This window comes from Priestia megaterium (genome assembly GCF_009497655.1).
Lineage (GTDB): Bacteria > Bacillota > Bacilli > Bacillales > Bacillaceae_H > Priestia > Priestia zanthoxyli.
The window spans coordinates 4603660-4619694 of the sequence record NZ_CP023317.1 but is presented as its reverse complement, the minus strand read 5'-3'; the positions used below and the strand labels follow the sequence as shown (position 1 = coordinate 4619694).

16 protein-coding genes and 1 other annotated feature are annotated in these 16035 nt (G+C 39.9%); of the genes, 10 read left to right on the top strand and 6 right to left on the bottom strand.

The window, feature by feature from the left end; all coding sequences use genetic code 11:
- The first annotated feature begins 70 nt into the window (after window positions 1–70).
- Window positions 71–1273, top strand: a complete 1203-nt coding sequence (gene metK / locus CEQ83_RS23610; protein WP_013059536.1) for a methionine adenosyltransferase — start codon at window positions 71–73, stop codon at window positions 1271–1273.
- A 31-nt stretch (window positions 1274–1304) separates the two neighbouring features.
- On the opposite strand, the gene CEQ83_RS23605 is transcribed toward metK, so the two are convergent.
- The 3 genes from CEQ83_RS23605 to CEQ83_RS23595 all read right to left on the bottom strand — a co-directional run bounded on the left by CEQ83_RS23605 (window position 1305) and on the right by CEQ83_RS23595 (window position 3712).
- Window positions 1305–2450, bottom strand: coding sequence for a glycosyltransferase family 4 protein (locus CEQ83_RS23605; RefSeq protein WP_028411847.1), 1146 nt, complete (start codon window positions 2448–2450; stop codon window positions 1305–1307).
- A gap of 18 nt (window positions 2451–2468) precedes the next feature.
- The gene (locus tag CEQ83_RS23600; protein WP_028411846.1) at window positions 2469–2993 is read right to left on the bottom strand and encodes a phosphatase PAP2 family protein; all 525 of its coding nucleotides are present in this window, start codon (window positions 2991–2993) and stop codon (window positions 2469–2471) included.
- 191 nt (window positions 2994–3184) lie between these two features.
- A complete protein-coding gene (locus tag CEQ83_RS23595; RefSeq protein WP_028411845.1) occupies window positions 3185–3712 on the bottom strand; it encodes a gamma carbonic anhydrase in 528 nt (175 codons plus the stop codon).
- Between the two features lie 107 nt (window positions 3713–3819).
- On the opposite strand from CEQ83_RS23595, the gene CEQ83_RS23590 reads away from it, so the two are divergent.
- Complete coding sequence (locus CEQ83_RS23590; protein WP_013059532.1) at window positions 3820–4596, top strand: alpha/beta fold hydrolase; 777 nt, start codon at window positions 3820–3822, stop codon at window positions 4594–4596.
- 31 nt (window positions 4597–4627) lie between these two features.
- Window positions 4628–5686 carry a tetraprenyl-beta-curcumene synthase family protein gene (locus CEQ83_RS23585; protein WP_028411844.1) on the top strand — a complete coding sequence of 353 codons (1059 nt, stop codon included), beginning with the start codon at window positions 4628–4630 and terminating at the stop codon, window positions 5684–5686.
- Window positions 5687–5698: 12 nt separating this feature from the next.
- Here the strand turns inward: CEQ83_RS23585 and CEQ83_RS23580 are convergent, their stop codons facing one another.
- The gene (locus CEQ83_RS23580) at window positions 5699–6268 is read right to left on the bottom strand and encodes a tRNA 5-(aminomethyl)-2-thiouridylate-methyltransferase MnmM (RefSeq protein ID WP_028411843.1); all 570 of its coding nucleotides are present in this window, start codon (window positions 6266–6268) and stop codon (window positions 5699–5701) included.
- Window positions 6265–7227, bottom strand: coding sequence for a tRNA modification radical SAM protein MnmL/YtqA (locus CEQ83_RS23575; protein WP_028411842.1), 963 nt, complete (start codon window positions 7225–7227; stop codon window positions 6265–6267). The genes CEQ83_RS23580 and CEQ83_RS23575 overlap by 4 nt, the downstream gene beginning before the upstream one ends.
- A 169-nt stretch (window positions 7228–7396) precedes the next feature.
- Here CEQ83_RS23575 and CEQ83_RS23570 point away from each other — a divergent pair, with 169 nt between their 5' ends.
- The 7 genes from CEQ83_RS23570 to CEQ83_RS23540 all read left to right on the top strand — a co-directional run bounded on the left by CEQ83_RS23570 (window position 7397) and on the right by CEQ83_RS23540 (window position 14708).
- Complete coding sequence (locus CEQ83_RS23570) at window positions 7397–7660, top strand: YtzC family protein (protein WP_013059528.1); 264 nt, start codon at window positions 7397–7399, stop codon at window positions 7658–7660.
- A 12-nt stretch (window positions 7661–7672) separates the two neighbouring features.
- Entirely contained in the window at window positions 7673–7828 is a 156-nt protein-coding gene (locus CEQ83_RS23565; protein ID WP_013059527.1) for a hypothetical protein, read from the top strand.
- A gap of 158 nt (window positions 7829–7986) precedes the next feature.
- Complete coding sequence (locus tag CEQ83_RS23560) at window positions 7987–9174, top strand: MDR family MFS transporter (RefSeq protein ID WP_028411841.1); 1188 nt, start codon at window positions 7987–7989, stop codon at window positions 9172–9174.
- 157 nt (window positions 9175–9331) lie between these two features.
- Window positions 9332–10654, top strand: a complete 1323-nt coding sequence (locus tag CEQ83_RS23555) for a GntP family permease (protein WP_028411840.1) — start codon at window positions 9332–9334, stop codon at window positions 10652–10654.
- Window positions 10655–11065: 411 nt separating this feature from the next.
- Window positions 11066–11284: a binding site (T-box leader), on the top strand.
- A 64-nt stretch (window positions 11285–11348) separates the two neighbouring features.
- Window positions 11349–13763, top strand: a complete 2415-nt coding sequence (gene leuS / locus CEQ83_RS23550; protein WP_155017521.1) for a leucine--tRNA ligase — start codon at window positions 11349–11351, stop codon at window positions 13761–13763.
- A 239-nt stretch (window positions 13764–14002) separates the two neighbouring features.
- Window positions 14003–14314, top strand: a complete 312-nt coding sequence (locus tag CEQ83_RS23545) for a rhodanese-like domain-containing protein (protein ID WP_028411838.1) — start codon at window positions 14003–14005, stop codon at window positions 14312–14314.
- 214 nt (window positions 14315–14528) lie between these two features.
- Window positions 14529–14708, top strand: coding sequence for a sporulation protein Cse60 (locus tag CEQ83_RS23540; RefSeq protein ID WP_155017520.1), 180 nt, complete (start codon window positions 14529–14531; stop codon window positions 14706–14708).
- 4 nt (window positions 14709–14712) lie between these two features.
- Here CEQ83_RS23540 and CEQ83_RS23535 read toward each other — a convergent pair whose 3' ends face one another.
- On the bottom strand, window positions 14713–15984 hold the full coding sequence (locus CEQ83_RS23535; RefSeq protein ID WP_028411837.1) for a BaiN/RdsA family NAD(P)/FAD-dependent oxidoreductase: 1272 nt from the start codon (window positions 15982–15984) through the stop codon (window positions 14713–14715).
- Between the last annotated feature and the right edge of the window lie 51 nt (window positions 15985–16035).

The following is a 16035-nucleotide window of genomic DNA, read 5'->3' as shown; positions in this document are numbered from 1 at the left end:
TTAACGTGTAATGAAAATAAGGGAATGAGTACCGTATCACAATGTATCGTATTTATAAGGAGGAAAACTGATGTCAACACAACGTCGTCTGTTCACGTCAGAATCTGTTACAGAGGGACATCCCGATAAAATTTGTGACCAAATTTCTGACTCAATTCTTGATGCTATCCTAGCAAAGGATCCAAATGCTCGTGTTGCTTGTGAAACAAGCGTAACAACTGGTTTAGTTTTAGTAAGCGGTGAAATTACAACTTCTACTTACGTGGATATTCCTAAAACAGTTCGTGAAACAATTAAAGGAATTGGCTATACTCGTGCAAAATACGGATTTGATGCTGAAACTTGTGCAGTATTAACATCTATCGACGAGCAGTCAGCTGATATCGCTGCTGGTGTAGACCAAGCGTTAGAAGCACGTGAAGGTCAAATGTCCGATGAAGAAATCGAAGCAATCGGAGCTGGAGACCAAGGGTTAATGTTTGGTTATGCATGTAACGAAACAAAAGAATTAATGCCTCTTCCAATTTCATTAGCTCATAAACTTGCTCGCCGTCTAACAGAAGTACGTAAAGAAGAAATTCTTCCTTACCTTCGCCCGGATGGTAAAACACAAGTAACAGTTGAATATGATGAAAACAACAAACCTGTTCGCATCGATACAATTGTTATTTCAACTCAGCATCACCCAGAAGTAACGTTAGAGCAAATTCAACGTAACTTAAAAGAATATGTAATTAATCCAGTTGTTCCAAATGAGTTAATTGATGAAAATACAAAGTATTTCATTAACCCAACAGGACGTTTCGTAATCGGCGGCCCTCAAGGAGATGCTGGTTTAACTGGTCGTAAAATTATCGTTGATACTTACGGCGGATATGCTCGTCACGGCGGCGGTGCATTCTCTGGTAAGGACGCAACAAAAGTAGACCGTTCAGCAGCTTATGCAGCTCGTTATGTTGCGAAAAACATTGTAGCAGCTGATCTTGCTGATAAATGTGAAGTACAACTAGCATATGCAATTGGTGTTGCACAGCCAGTATCTATTTCAATTGATACATTCGGTACAGGAAAAGTTTCTGAAGAAGTACTAGTAGATGTAGTACGCAAAAACTTTGACCTACGTCCAGCAGGCATCATTAAAATGCTTGATTTACGTCGCCCAATTTATAAGCAAACAGCAGCTTACGGTCACTTTGGTCGTACAGATGTGGAGCTTCCTTGGGAGTTCACAGACAAAGCTGAAGCATTAAAAACTCAAGCTTTAGCTAAATAATAAAAAAATCTCCGTGAAAACGGAGATTTTTTTATGCCCATTGAATACCTTCAGCAGATTTTTCTACGACATCTTCATATTCTGAAAGCAAATGCTGAAAAATGGCGTCCCATGATTGAGTAAGAGCATAGTGTCTCGCTGCATGGCTAAAGTGAAGCCGCTGGTGCAAATCATCAAGTAAACCTGTAATAGCCGAACTGAATTCTTCTAAGGAGTGAGGTTTGCAAAGGTAGCCGTTTCGCCCGTGCTGAACCATCTGTTTAACTCCTCCTGCATTTGCTGCCACCACGGGAGTTCCAGAAGCAAGAGACTCCAGTACGACATTTCCGAACGTTTCTGTTTCTGAAGGGAAAACAAACAAATCAGATGAAGAATAGATATGAGCAAGTTGCTTACCTTCAAGAAAGCCTGTAAATGTCATATGCTCAGATGCTTGCTGTTGCATTTGTTCTTTTAAAGGACCATCTCCCACAATAAGCCAGTGAACTTGGTGGCGGATATGATCAGGTAAAGATCGGGCAATTTTTAGTAAAAAATCAGCGTTCTTTTCTTTAGCTAACCTTCCTACATACGTTAAGATGTAGGGTTTTTTTATATTATATTTAATACGAATATCAAAGCGGTCATAGTGGGGATGGAACAATTTGTGATTTACCCCTCGCGACCAAATAGCTACGTTGTGAAACCCTTGTTTTTCTAGCTGCTGTTTGGTCACTTCGGAGGGAGCGAATAATTTTTGTACAGGTTTATAAAACCATTTCATATATTTTTGCAGTGGTACACGCATTTTTTCAAGTTCATAGTGAGATAAATAATCATCAAAATTGGTATGATAAGAGCCGACAAGAGGAATACCTAATCTTTTCCCGTAATAGGAGCCGCAAAGCCCCATTGTAAAAGGAGTGGCCAAATGAATAAGAGAAGGGTTGAATTCCTGCAGCTGCTTTTTAATTTTTAGAACGTTTGGCAATGAAAAGCGGCTGTTTGGATAAAGGAAAAACGGCATGCTAGGCGAGCGGTGAACGTATGTTGAAAACGACCGATTATGAGCAAATTCAGGAGCAAATACCTGGATGGGAATTTGCTTTGATTTGACATACTGAGTAAATTGATAAAGTGTTTTAGCAGCTCCGTTAACTTCCGGAGCAAATGTATCTGTAAATAAAGCAATTCTCATGAGTACTCCTCCTATCAATTAGACTAAAAATATGTTCAGTGAAACAGCACCTGAAAAGATGCCGAGTATCAGGCCTACCATGACATCCGTCGGATAGTGCAGACCGAGATAAATTCTTGAAATGCCTACCGTTACTGCAAGCGGCAAAAGAACGGCAGCGAAGGCTGGGTAAGTAATCATCAGAGGGGTAACTAACGAAAAAATAGCCGTTGTATGCCCCGATGGAAATGAATGATCTTTTAATGGATTTTCTAATACTTTTGTATGCTTTAGTTGAATATAAGGCCGTTGTCTCGGATATAGCTTCTTAGCAATGGCAACAGGAATATGGCTAACGGCTAGAGAAAACGCACAGGCGTAAGCGACGGATGAAGGATGCAGAAATAGCAGCAAGCACGCTATCACAATGGTAAACGTGGCTCCGCCGGCATGAGTTAGTAAACGTAAAAATCTATTTAAGTGCTTTCGATCAAAATGTTGATTTACACTTTTGAATAATCGGCATTCGGCATCGTATACATACTGAATTAACTTGGCTTTCATAGAGTCGCTCCCTTTTTAATAAATACGTCTTTATTATTCAGTTTAATCTTTAATTGTGGAGGCAGTACTAAAACGATGTAAATTAATATGGAAATTTCTTTACAATTGTGGAGAGAATAGAACATGATTAGAGAGTTTGTGGAGATACTAAAAAAATTCCCTCAGTATGACTTTCTGAGGGAACGTTTCCTTTATAATGAAGAATCAGATTTCTTAATAGACTTATAATACTGCCCTTTTTCTACATATTCTGTACGAATGCGCTGCATATCTTTTAAATCCTCCTCAGTCAGAGTGCGGATTACTTTAGCAGGTCGACCGAGTGCGAGAGTATTAGGTGGTATTTTTTTACCGGGAGGCACTAAACTTCCTGCACCGATAAAAGCACCTTCACCAATTTCCGCACCGTCTAAAATAATAGAGCCCATGCCAATGAGCGCGCGTTTGCGGATGATGGAGCTGTGTAAAATAACTTGATGTCCTACTGTCACATCATCCTCAATAAGCAAAGGAGCATTTGGGCTTTGATGGAGTGTTGATTGATCTTGTATATTTACTCGTTTACCTATAATAGTAGGTGAAACATCTCCTCTAATAACGGTGTTAAACCAAATGCTGCTTTCTTCACCAATGGTGACATCTCCAGTAATCGTGACATAGTCTGCGAGGAAGCAGCTGGGTGCAATATTAGGCATTTTTTCTTTATACGGATAAATCATCAAATCATCTCCCTTTATTAGTTGAAAAAAAGTAGTAAATCTTCTAATGTAAGTGTACAAAGGTTTTTAAAGCAGGTAAACAAAAAAAGGAAGAAGGAGTAACTCAAATGCATAAATGGGAAGCAGTAAATCCAAAAGGCGTTATTGTCATGGTCCATGGAGCAGCGGAGCATCACGGGCGCTATCGCTGGCTGATTGAGATGTGGCGTTCGGTTGGAATGCACGTAATCATGGGAGACCTTCCTGGCCAAGGCTTAACAACGAGAAGAAGAGGACATATCCTATCCTTTGATGAATATGTATATGAAGTGGAAGAATGGGTACGTGAAGCGCAAAAATATGATTTGCCTATTTTCCTGTTAGGACATAGTATGGGAGGACTGGCGGTTATTCGTACGCTGCAGACAAAAAATCTTCCTATATGGGGTGCGATTCTTTCCTCACCTTGTCTAGGATTAAAAGAGCAAGTACCAGCTTACTTAGATATGTTATCTAAAGGATTAAATAAAGTCATGCCGAACAAACTTTTTGATTTGGGTCTTACTGTTGAAAAAGCAACAAGAAATCAAGAAGTTCGAGATGAAGATGAAAACGACTCACTGTACGTTACAAAAGTTTCTGTAAGATGGTACCGAGAATTGATTCAAGCTGTTAACTTAGCTTTTAAAGATATCGATCGTTTGCCGGATGTTCCGCTTCTTGTGATGCAGGCAGGAGAAGATAAAATTATTGAAAAGCTGATTGTTAGACAGTGGTTTGATGAAATAGAGCTAAGTGAAAAAATCTACAAAGAATGGTCTCAGCTGTATCACGAAATCTTTAATGAGCCTGAAAGAGAATACGTTTTTACATACGCGAAAAGCTTTGTTGATCTTCACATTTAATGAGTGCTGTCAGAAATTGAGGTGAAAATAAATGAAGATTCCGTCTCGTCCTATTTCATTAATGAGAAAAATTTATCGAGAAGTGTTTCCCGTCGTTCATCATGAGCTTAACCATTGGCGGGAACGGGCAAAAGAGATTCCTAATAAAGAATTACGCACTCAAGCATTGGCAAGTATCGATACAAAAACTTTTCATTGTGAAGGAGGCGGTATCCTATCGATTTTAGCGAAAGAAAACATGATTGAATGCGTAAAATTTATCGTTGCCTACCAAACAATCAGCGATTACTTAGATAACTTATGTGACCGCAGCAATTCGCTCGATCCTAAAGATTTTGCAGCCTTACACGAATCGATGCCAGATGCGTTGACTCCTCATGCACCTCTTGGGGATTACTATCGTTTTCGAACGGATAAAGACGATGGAGGATATTTAGCGGAACTTGTCCAGACTTGTCAGCAGTCCTTGCGAAAAGCCTGTAATTACCATATCGTCTCTTCACATTTATTAGAACTAGCTACTTATTATTGTGATTTGCAAATACATAAGCATGTTGAAATCAAGGAAAGAGTTCCACGATTAGAGAATTGGTTTGATGCTCACCGGCACAGTGTTCCTGAAATGGAGTGGTATGAATTTTCAGCGTGCTCTGGTTCAACGTTAGGCATTTTTTGTTTGGCCGCTTACAGTTTTCAAGAAGAGATGACCAAAGAAATGACGGAGAAAATAAAAGCGGGATATTTTCCTTATATTCAAGGTTTACATATTTTACTCGATTATTTAATTGACCAAGAAGAAGATAAAGCAGGAGGAGATTTGAACTTTTGTTTTTATTATCCTCACTATCAGCAAATGATGGACCGCTTTTTGCATTTTGTTGTAAAAGCGGACGAATATGCTAAAAAACTACCGGATTATCACTTTCACTGCTTTATCTATAAGGGACTCCTGGGCGTTTATTTGTCCGATCAAAAAGTGAGGGCACAAAAACATGTTCATGTGAATGCACGTCGATTAATCAAAGCGGGGGGAGCACTCAGCTACTTTTTCTATATCAACGGACGCTTGTACCGAATGTTAAAAAGATAAGCCATATGCGGCTTATCTTTTTTCAATAGCAATGATGAACGGAGGATTGTTTTGCTGATTCATGAAGCGGTATTGTAAAACATGGACATCTTTTTGATCCAGATTTTGGACGTACGTTAGTAAATCGTCTCTTTCTTGTTTCCCTTGTTCGTGTCCGTGATAAATAACGAGCACAATCACTCCTTCAGGTGCTAGCAAATCAAGTAACTGCTCAATTGCAGAAATTGTTGTTTCAGAAGTGGTGACGATGTCTTTATCTCCACCTGGTAAATAACCTAAATTAAAGACAGCGCCCGTCACTCGTCCATTAATAGAAGTAGGAAGCATGCTTATATTGCTATGGCTTTCTTGGATAAGCGTGACTCGTTTTTCTACATGATGTTCTGTCAATCGCTGCTGAGTTGCTTGAATGGCTTGGGGCTGAATGTCAAATCCATATACATGACCTGTATCTCCGACTAAGTTGGCTAAGAACAATGTATCATGTCCATTTCCTGCTGTAGCATCAATCGCGACATCTCCTTCGGCCACAGCATTAGTGAGCAACGTGCGGGCAAAAGGCAGGATACGTTCTATTTTCATCTTTCCATCAACTCTGTTTCGTAATATTTTCCTTGATAGCTTTGGCGACGTTCGAGCTCTTGATCAATGGCATTTAATACGCTCCACTTATTTACGCTCCACATCGGTCCGATCATGAGGTCTATCGGTCCATCACCGGTAATACGATGAACAATCATCTCAGAAGGGATTACTTCGAGCTGATCGCATACAAGCTTTACATATTCTTCAAATGAAAGAAATTCAACAAGGCCCTTTTCATACTGTTTGACCATAGGAGTTCCTTTTAGTAAATGAAGCAGATGAATCTTAATTCCTTGAACGTCTAATTTTGCTACTTCCCGTACCGTTTCCATCATCATCTCAGGTGTTTCTAAAGGCAAACCATTAATGATGTGAGAACAAACGCGAATACCGTGTTTTCGAAGCTTTGCTACACCATCTACATAGCATTGATGATCGTGTGCCCGGTTGATAAGCAGTGAAGTTCGTTCATGAACAGTTTGCAGTCCAAGTTCTACCCATAGATAAGTTCGTTCATTTAATTCAGCCAAGTACTCCACCACATCGTCGGGGAGACAGTCAGGGCGCGTGGCGATAGAAAGCCCAACAACTCCGGGAAGCTTTAAGACCGCTTCATATTTTTCACGAAGCTCCTCAACAGGAGCGTGAGTGTTAGTGAATGCTTGAAAGTAAGCAACGTATTTTCCGTCTTTCCATTTATGATGCATTTTTTCACGGATTTCGTTAAATTGTGTCACAAGATCATCCGCTCTGTTTCCAGCGAAATCTCCTGAACCGGCAGCGCTGCAAAACGTACAGCCGCCGTGAGCTACCGTGCCGTCTCTGTTTGGACAATCAAATCCTCCATCTAAGGCTACTTTAAATACCTTATGGCCAAAGTGGTTACGTAAGTGGTAATTCCAGGTATGATAACGTTTGTTTTCAGATTTATACGGAAATGGGTTTGTCTGATTCAAATCAGCAACCTCCTTTTTACATGCAATATACATCAACAAATTGTATCAAAAACGTGAAAAAGTGCCAAACAAATTTAAGGATGCTTATATTTAACAGGTTCTTCTTGTCGTAAAGGAGAGTAAAGTTGCGCAAAATAAGACAGAAATGAACGAATAGGAGGAATAGACAATGACAACTCGTCAAGCAGTGGATCAACTTATGCAGCAGTGTGAGGATGCTATTCGCTTTGGACAAGGTCAGTTACAGGAAGGCATGAAACAAGAACATTACAATGACACTGAATATACAAAAGCACAGGAAAAATTAGAAAATGCTTATAAAGAAATTGAAGAGTTTTCTCACAGTGCAAATGCACAGCAAAGAGAGCAGCTATATCGCATGCGCCTGCAAGTTCAGCAGCTGCAAAATAAATTGATTACAACTCAGCATTAAGGAGAGGATTTTATGGCAACTCGTTCAAATCAAAATAACCCGGAACAAAAAACAAAAAACGGGATCAACAGCAATGATATTGAGCTAGGAAAAGATTTTGATCCTGTAAAAGAATTAAAAGCACGGAACAGCAAGCGTGCCCAGCCGGTTCGTTCGAAGCAAAAATAAGCGGTAAAAAGGTGATTTTGCATGATATTGTCATGTGAAATCACCTTTTTAAATAGTCAGCGAATTTCAAATAAATTGTCTATATGTAAAAGCATTGCGAACCCTTTAAGAAAAGACTAGAATGTACGTTGGCATTCGAATAGATAGGGGGGAGATCAATGCCCAAGTCACTTTGGTTTTTGATTATTGGTATGCTTGTAAACGTAACGGGAGCTTCGTTTTTATGGCCTCTCAATACAATTTATATAAATGAACATTTAGGAAAGTCGTTATCCGTTGCAGGAGTGGTTCTTATGCTGAACTCTGCTGCAAGCGTAGTGGGTAATTTACTAGGGGGAACGCTTTTTGACAAAATTGGAGGATATAAATCCATTTTATCAGGAATTATTATTACCCTTGTTGCATTAGTGGGACTGGTGTTTTTCCATGGTTGGCCTACATACGTTGTTCTCTTGGTTATTGTAGGGTTTGGATCTGGTATTGTGTTTCCATCTATGTATGCAATGGCAGGCTCAGTCTGGCCACAAGGCGGAAGAAAAGCATTTAATGCGATGTACGTTGCTCAAAATGCAGGAGTGGCTATTGGCGCAGCGGTAGGGGGCGTTGTAGCATCCTATTCATTTACGTATATTTTCTTAGCTAATACAATTTTATACGTTATTTTTCTTCTTATTGCTATTTTTTCATACCGTCATATTTCGGTTACAGTTGGGCAAACGAATGTCCTTAATGAAGCCGGTAGTATTCAGCACAAAACGAAACTGACGGCCCTTCTTATTTTATGTACAGGATACGTATTATGCTGGGTCGCGTATGTTCAGTGGCAAACAACGATTGCTACGCATACGCGTGAGTTGAATATACCTCTTTCTAGCTACAGTTTGCTTTGGACGATTAACGGCATTTTAATTGTAGTCGGTCAGCCTTTGATTGTGCCTATCATTCAAAAAGTAGCAAAGACATTAAAAGTACAGGTTCTAATTGGAACGGTTATTTTTGTGGCTTCTTTCATCATCGTGGTGAATGCCACAACATTTTCGCAGTTCTTAACAGCAATGATTGTGTTAACAGTTGGAGAAATGTTTGTTTGGCCAGCAATTCCAGCTGTCGCAAGTCAGTTAGCTCCATCAGGAAAAGAAGGATTTTATCAAGGCGTAGTCAACAGTATGGCTACTGCAGGTAAAATGATTGGCCCTCTCTTTGGAGGCGTTATTTTCGATGCGTTTAATATGTCTACCCTGTGCTATTTATTAATTGCACTATTGTTATTTAGCATGTGTACAACATGGATATACGATTATAAATTAAAAGAAAAACGTCAGCGTTCACTAACCATCTCTAAATAAATAGAGGTGGTTTTATTTTTGACTGTTCAATAAACGTAGGAATGTCTTCAGTATTCCTTTAATAATATAGTAAGGGTCGTGACAAGCAAAGAAAGGAGTATATACCTGTAAAAATGTAAGCGTTTTCTAATTATATGACTTCTTGGGGGGCTAGAATATGCTTAGTATGATTGGATTAATTGGAGGATTATTGCTGCTCATTGTATTAACGATGAGAGGCATGAATTTATTTATAGCAGGTCCGCTTAGTGCTTTAGTTGTTGCGTTAACAAGCGGAATGCCTTTATTTCCACAGCTGGTGAAAGAAGGAGAAGCAAATTTTGTTGGGAATTATATGTCTGGTTTCACAGGATTTATTGCTTCTTGGTATTTAATGTTTCTATTGGGCGCCGTTTTTGGAAAAGTGATGGAAGACAGCGGGGCCGCTGATAGTGTTTCTCGCTGGATTGTCAGTAAACTAGGAATGAAAAGAGCAGTGTTGGCGATTGTACTTGCCTGTGCGGTCTTAACATATGGAGGAGTCAGTCTGTTTGTAGTAGCATTCTCTGTCTATCCAATGGCTTTAAGCTTATTCAAACAAGCTGATTTGCCGAGGCGGTTTATCCCTGCTGCTTTAGCATTCGGTTCCGTTACGTTTACGATGACCTCGGCTGGATCGCCTGAAATCCAAAACTGGATTCCAATTGAATATTTAAAGACTAGTCCGTATGCAGGATGGGAAGTTAGTTTAGTTGTAGCGGTAGTGATGGCTGTATTCGGCTACTGGTGGTTAAAGCGCTTGATTTCAAAAGCAGTTAAAAATGGAGAGCGTTTTATATCACGCGAGAAAGATCCAGCAGTAACGGAAAATCAGTCTCTTCCTAATCCGTTATTAAGTTTGCTTCCGCTTGTGGTCGTGCTCATTATTTCTTTTGCACTTCATAAGCCGCTTCAGCAATCTGCGTTGATTGTCGCACTTTTAAGCGGTATCATTGTCACATACATTGTGAACCGAAAACACTTTAAAGGATTTTGGAATGCAGCATCAGAAGGGACGCTTGGAGCGTTAATTGCAATTGGGAATACAGCTGCTGTCGTAGGTTTTGGAGGGGTTGCTAAGGCTGTTCCCGCGTTTGGAGTGGCTGTAGATGCCATGACGCATATTCCAGGCAGTCCGTTGATAGGGGGAGCTATTGCGGTGAGTGTTATCGCGGGGATGACAGGTTCGGCTTCAGGAGGTCAGGCGATTGCTTTGCCAATTTTAGCCCCTCACTATCTAGATGCTGGTGTAAATCCAGAAGCTCTCCACCGTGTAGTAGCTATATCTTCTGGCGTATTAGATTCCTTGCCTCATAATGGTTATGTCGTCACCACAATTAATTCTATTTGTGGAGAAACTCATAAAGATGCGTATGGATCAGTTGCAGCGATGACGGTAATTGTTCCGCTTGTTGGTCTCGTACTTGCGATTATCCTGTTTTCTTTTGGATTTGGTATTTAATAATAGCTGTTAAAGAAAGTAGAGGCGGGGACAAAAGTATTTTAGCTGAAGGAAGATCCGAACGATAAATCGTTCGGATCTTTTCATTATTATGGTGAACTCGGCTTTTATGTGTTTAGTTGCTTTAAGCTGTTGATTGGAGCGCAAGATGAAGCCTTGCACGGAAATGAACAGTTTTGTAGCAAGGAGTCCAGATATCCTATTTATTCAGCTTTAGATAGGATTAACTTAGTTATGTCTAAATCTCTTTGTTTGGCGTTGTATGTATGTTTTTGGGAGAAGTTGTTCATATATAAGAATGAAAGAGGGGATTTAGCAACAAAGCAGTGAGGCAGTGTAGAAACTTTTACAAAATCCGTTGAACAACTTGCAGTTTGCGAACATATTATTTACAATACAAGGTAGTATGATGTAAAAACTATGATAAGGAATAGTAGTGAACGAAGCGAGCTAAGAGAGCTGACGGGTGGTGCGAGTCAGCAAACGGGCGTTCATGAACTCACCTTGGAGTTGTAAATGTGAAGTAAAGTAACATTTACCGTCTATCCGCGTTAAGGAAAATGAGTGAGTACATAATTGTGCTAATTTGGGTGGTACCGCGGGAAGTTTATTCAACCTCTCGTCCCTTTGTTTGAGGGATGAGGGGTTTTTTAGTTTAATTAAATACAGCTGGAGCGTACAAGGAGGATTATGTATGGCTTTTAATCATGAAAAGATCGAACAAAAATGGCAAAAAGTTTGGGAAGAAAATAAAACATTTAGAACAACAGAAGATGAAGGAAAGCGTAAGTTTTACGCATTAGATATGTTCCCTTATCCATCTGGGGCGGGTTTACACGTTGGGCATCCAGAAGGTTATACAGCAACGGACATTTTATCTCGTATGAAGCGTATGCAAGGATACAATGTACTTCATCCAATGGGATGGGATGCATTCGGACTACCTGCTGAGCAGTATGCATTAGATACAGGAAACGATCCGGCTGAGTTCACTGAACTTAACATTAATAATTTCCGTCGTCAAATCAAATCGTTAGGTTTCTCTTACGATTGGGAGCGTGAAATTAATACAACTGATCCTAACTACTACAAATGGACGCAGTGGATTTTCTTACAGTTATATAAAAAAGGCTTAGCTTATGTGGATGAAGTAGCTGTTAACTGGTGTCCTGCGTTGGGAACAGTACTTGCAAACGAAGAAGTTATAGATGGCAAAAGTGAGCGCGGTGGGCATCCGGTTGAGCGTCGTCCAATGAAGCAGTGGATGCTTAAGATCACAGCTTATGCAGATCGTTTACTAGAAGATTTAGATGATCTTGATTGGCCAGAAAGTATTAAAGAAATGCAGCGAAACTGGATTGGCCGCTCTGAAGGAGCTCACGTTCACTTCACAATTGATGGATATGACGAAACATTTACTGTGTTCACAACGCGTCCTGATACGCTGTTTGGGGCAACGTATGCCGTTTTAGCACCTGAACATCCGTTTGTGGATAAAATTACGACAGCCGAACAAAAAGAAGCGGTAGAAGCGTATTTAGATCAAATTAAAAGCAAAAGCGATTTAGAGCGTACAGACTTAGCTAAAGACAAAACGGGCGTATTCACAGGTGCTTATGCAATTAACCCTGTAAACGGTGAGAGAATGCCAATTTGGATTGCTGACTATGTTCTAATGAGCTATGGTACAGGTGCAATTATGGCTGTTCCTGCTCATGATGAGCGTGATTATGAGTTTGCTGTTAAATTTGAACTGCCGATTAAAGAAGTAGTAGCGGGTGGAGACGTTTCAAAAGAAGCTTATACAGGCGACGGCGAGCACGTTAATTCAGACTTCTTAAATGGTCTAGATAAAGAAGAAGCAATTTCAAATATGATTCAGTGGCTTCAAGCAAATGAAAAAGGTGAAAAACAAGTAACATACCGTCTGCGTGACTGGTTATTCAGCCGTCAGCGCTACTGGGGTGAACCGATTCCTGTTATTCACTGGGAAGATGGCACAACAACTGCAGTTCCTGAAGATCAGCTTCCGCTTGTTTTACCAAAAACAACTGAAATCAAGCCGTCAGGTACAGGTGAATCTCCATTAGCAAACATTGATGACTGGGTGAACGTTGTAGATCCGGAAACGGGCAAAAAAGGGCGCCGCGAAACAAATACAATGCCTCAATGGGCAGGCAGCTGCTGGTACTACTTACGCTACATTGATCCAACGAACAGCGAAGTATTAGCAGATGCAGACAAATTAAAAGAATGGTTGCCGGTTGATATTTATATCGGTGGAGCTGAACACGCTGTTCTTCATCTATTGTATGCTCGTTTCTGGCATAAATTTTTATATGATATCGGCGTAGTTCCAACAAAAGAGCCGTTCCAAAAACTGTTTAACCAAGGTATGATTCTTGGAGAAAACAATGAAAAAATGAGTAAGTCAAAAGGTAACGTTGTAAACCCAGACGAAATCGTAGAAAGCCACGGTGCAGATACGCTTCGCCTTTACGAAATGTTTATGGGACCGTTAGATGCATCCATTGCTTGGTCAACAAAAGGGCTTGATGGTGCACGCCGTTTCTTAGATCGTGTATGGCGTTTACTTATCGAGGATAATGGTGAATTAAGCAGCAAGGTTCAAGAAAGCAATGATACTACACTTGAACGCGTATATCACCAAACGGTGAAAAAAGTAACGGAAGATTACGAAGGTCTTCGTTTTAATACAGGTATCTCTCAACTTATGGTATTCATCAACGACGCATACAAAGTTGATGTGCTGCCAAAGCAATACGTAGAAGGATTTGTGAAGCTATTAGCACCAATTTGTCCTCATACAACTGAGGAATTATGGAGCAAACTAGGCCACGAAGATACGATTTCATATGAAGCTTGGCCTGCGTTTGATGAAGCGAAACTTGTAGATGATGAAGTGGAAATTGTCGTTCAAATTAACGGTAAAGTACGTGCAAAATTAAACGTACCTGCTGAGGCATCTCGTGAAGAGCTTCAAGATATTGCAATGGCTAATGAAGATGTTCAAGAGTTCATTGAAGGTAAGACAGTACGCAAAGTGATTGCTGTGCCTGGTAAATTAGTAAACATCGTAGCTAATTAAGTATTGATGTAGAACAGCCCTCCTGACTAAAGAGCAGTCAGGGGGGCTGTTCTAGACCTAAGGGCCTGATGTCCCCCTTTCGGGGTTGACATCAGGCCCTTAGTTAAACCTTTAACTACGATTGGAAAAGCTTAGGTAGGCTGCTGCTTAAGCTTTTCTTATTTAGTGGCATAAAGGTATTTGAATTTGCTACAATAGCGATAGCAAGCTGAATGAAAGAATAGAGAGGAATGACGAAGATGGAAGAAGTAAAAGTGATTACGCCTGAAGAGCTTCAAAAACGCGTTGAAAATGGAGAAGAGCTTCATTTAGTTGATGTTCGCGAAGATGAGGAAGTAGCAGAAGGAATGATTCCAACTGCTAAACACATTCGTATGAATGATATTCCAACCAATGTGGATTATTTCGATAAAGAAAAAGAATATATTTTCATTTGCCGTTCTGGACGCCGCAGTGAAAACGTATGTTACTACCTTCAAGAACAAGGTTATAAAGTAACAAATATGGTTGGCGGTATGTTAGAGTGGGAAGGAAAAACGGTTAATAAATAAGAAAAAGCGCCTTTGACAGGCGCTTTTTTCTTTTGGAATGAAACTTCTACCATTCAACTAAAATGATAGTAGCAAAACAAATGATGACTAAATCTATAAAAGTCTTCATAAAAATAGAGGTAGGAAGAAGTTGAAAATCAGTACGAAAGCCATCATTGAGAGAAGCAGTCCATTCTGATTGAAACAAATTTGATAGGACAAGGTGGTAGAAGCTATGATACAGGTGAAAATGTTTGATAAAGAGCATGAAAAAGATTTAGAGTTTGCGGTGAACCGATTTTTACGCAAATTAGAAGATGAAGACGTCGTGGATATTAAGTACCAAGTCACAGTGGATGTTGATTGTGATGAGCAGGTGTACTGTTTTTCAGCCATGGTTATGTATAAAGCCTAGCATATTATGCTAGGCTTGTTGCAAATTCTCCTGCATTACTGCCAGCCAAACGGCCTGTTACAAGGGCAGAAGTAATATTGTATCCTCCAGTATATCCGTGGATATCAAGAATTTCCCCGCAGAAGTAAAGGCCTTGCATAAATTTAGAAGACATTTCTTTTGGGTGAATTTCTTTAACGGATACTCCGCCTCCTGTGACGAATGCTTTCTCTAAAGAAAGTGTGCCGTTTACAGCAAATTCAAATCGTTTGCACATTCTCGAGAATTCTCTCAGTTTTTCATGCTGAAGCTGTCCCGCTAGCGCTTGGCTATCAATGTCTGCTTGCTCGAGTAAAAATAGTAGATAGCGTTCAGATACAAAACCTTTTAAAACATTTTTAATCGCTTTTTTCGGCTCTTCTTTTGTTGTTTTGACTAATTGTTGAAAAATCTCTTCTTCGTTTTGGCTAGGAAATAAATCAAGAGACATTTGAACAGTGTTGCTTTTTTGTTTCTTTAACTCTTTAACAACATATTGGCTGCAGCGAAGAGCGGCAGGGCCAGAGATGCCAAAATGAGTGAAAATCATATCCATCTGATGAGTGATGACAGGTTTGCCTTTTTTATTAAGTACGCTTAGTCCTACGTTGCGAAGCGATAGACCTTGAAGCGTTTTTGTTTTAATAAAGTGTTCGCTAGATGTAATAGGAACTTCTGTTGGGTAAAGTTCAGTAATTTTATGACCTGCATCTTTTGCCCATTGATAACCGTCTCCTGTCGAACCCGTATGAGGCACTGATTTTCCGCCTACTGCAATCACAACGCTTTTCGTTTGGATTGCTTCTCCGTCTTGAAGCACAACTTCTTTCACGGTGTTGTTTTCATAGTTTACGCGTTTAACGGCTGTGTTTGTGCGAATTGTTACACGAAGACGGTGAAGTTCACTAATTAATGCATCAACAACAGATTGTGCTTTATTGCTAACCGGAAACATACGCCCGTGATCTTCTTCTTTTAATTTAATTCCAAGGCCTTCAAAATAGGAGATGATATCTTCGTTATTAAAAACAGAAAACGCACTGTATAAAAAGCGTCCGTTTCCTGGAATGTGTTTAATAAGTTCATCAATCGGAAGGCGGTTTGTTACATTACAGCGGCCCCCTCCAGAAATGGCAAGCTTTCGTCCAAGTTTATTGCCTTTATCAATTAATAATACGTTTGCACCTGACTCACCAGCTGCAATCGATGCCATCAAACCAGAAGGTCCTCCTCCGATTACGACTACATCATATATCATACTTTCACCAACCTGTCTATTCTTAAAAAATTTTAGTTTGTTCACTGACAA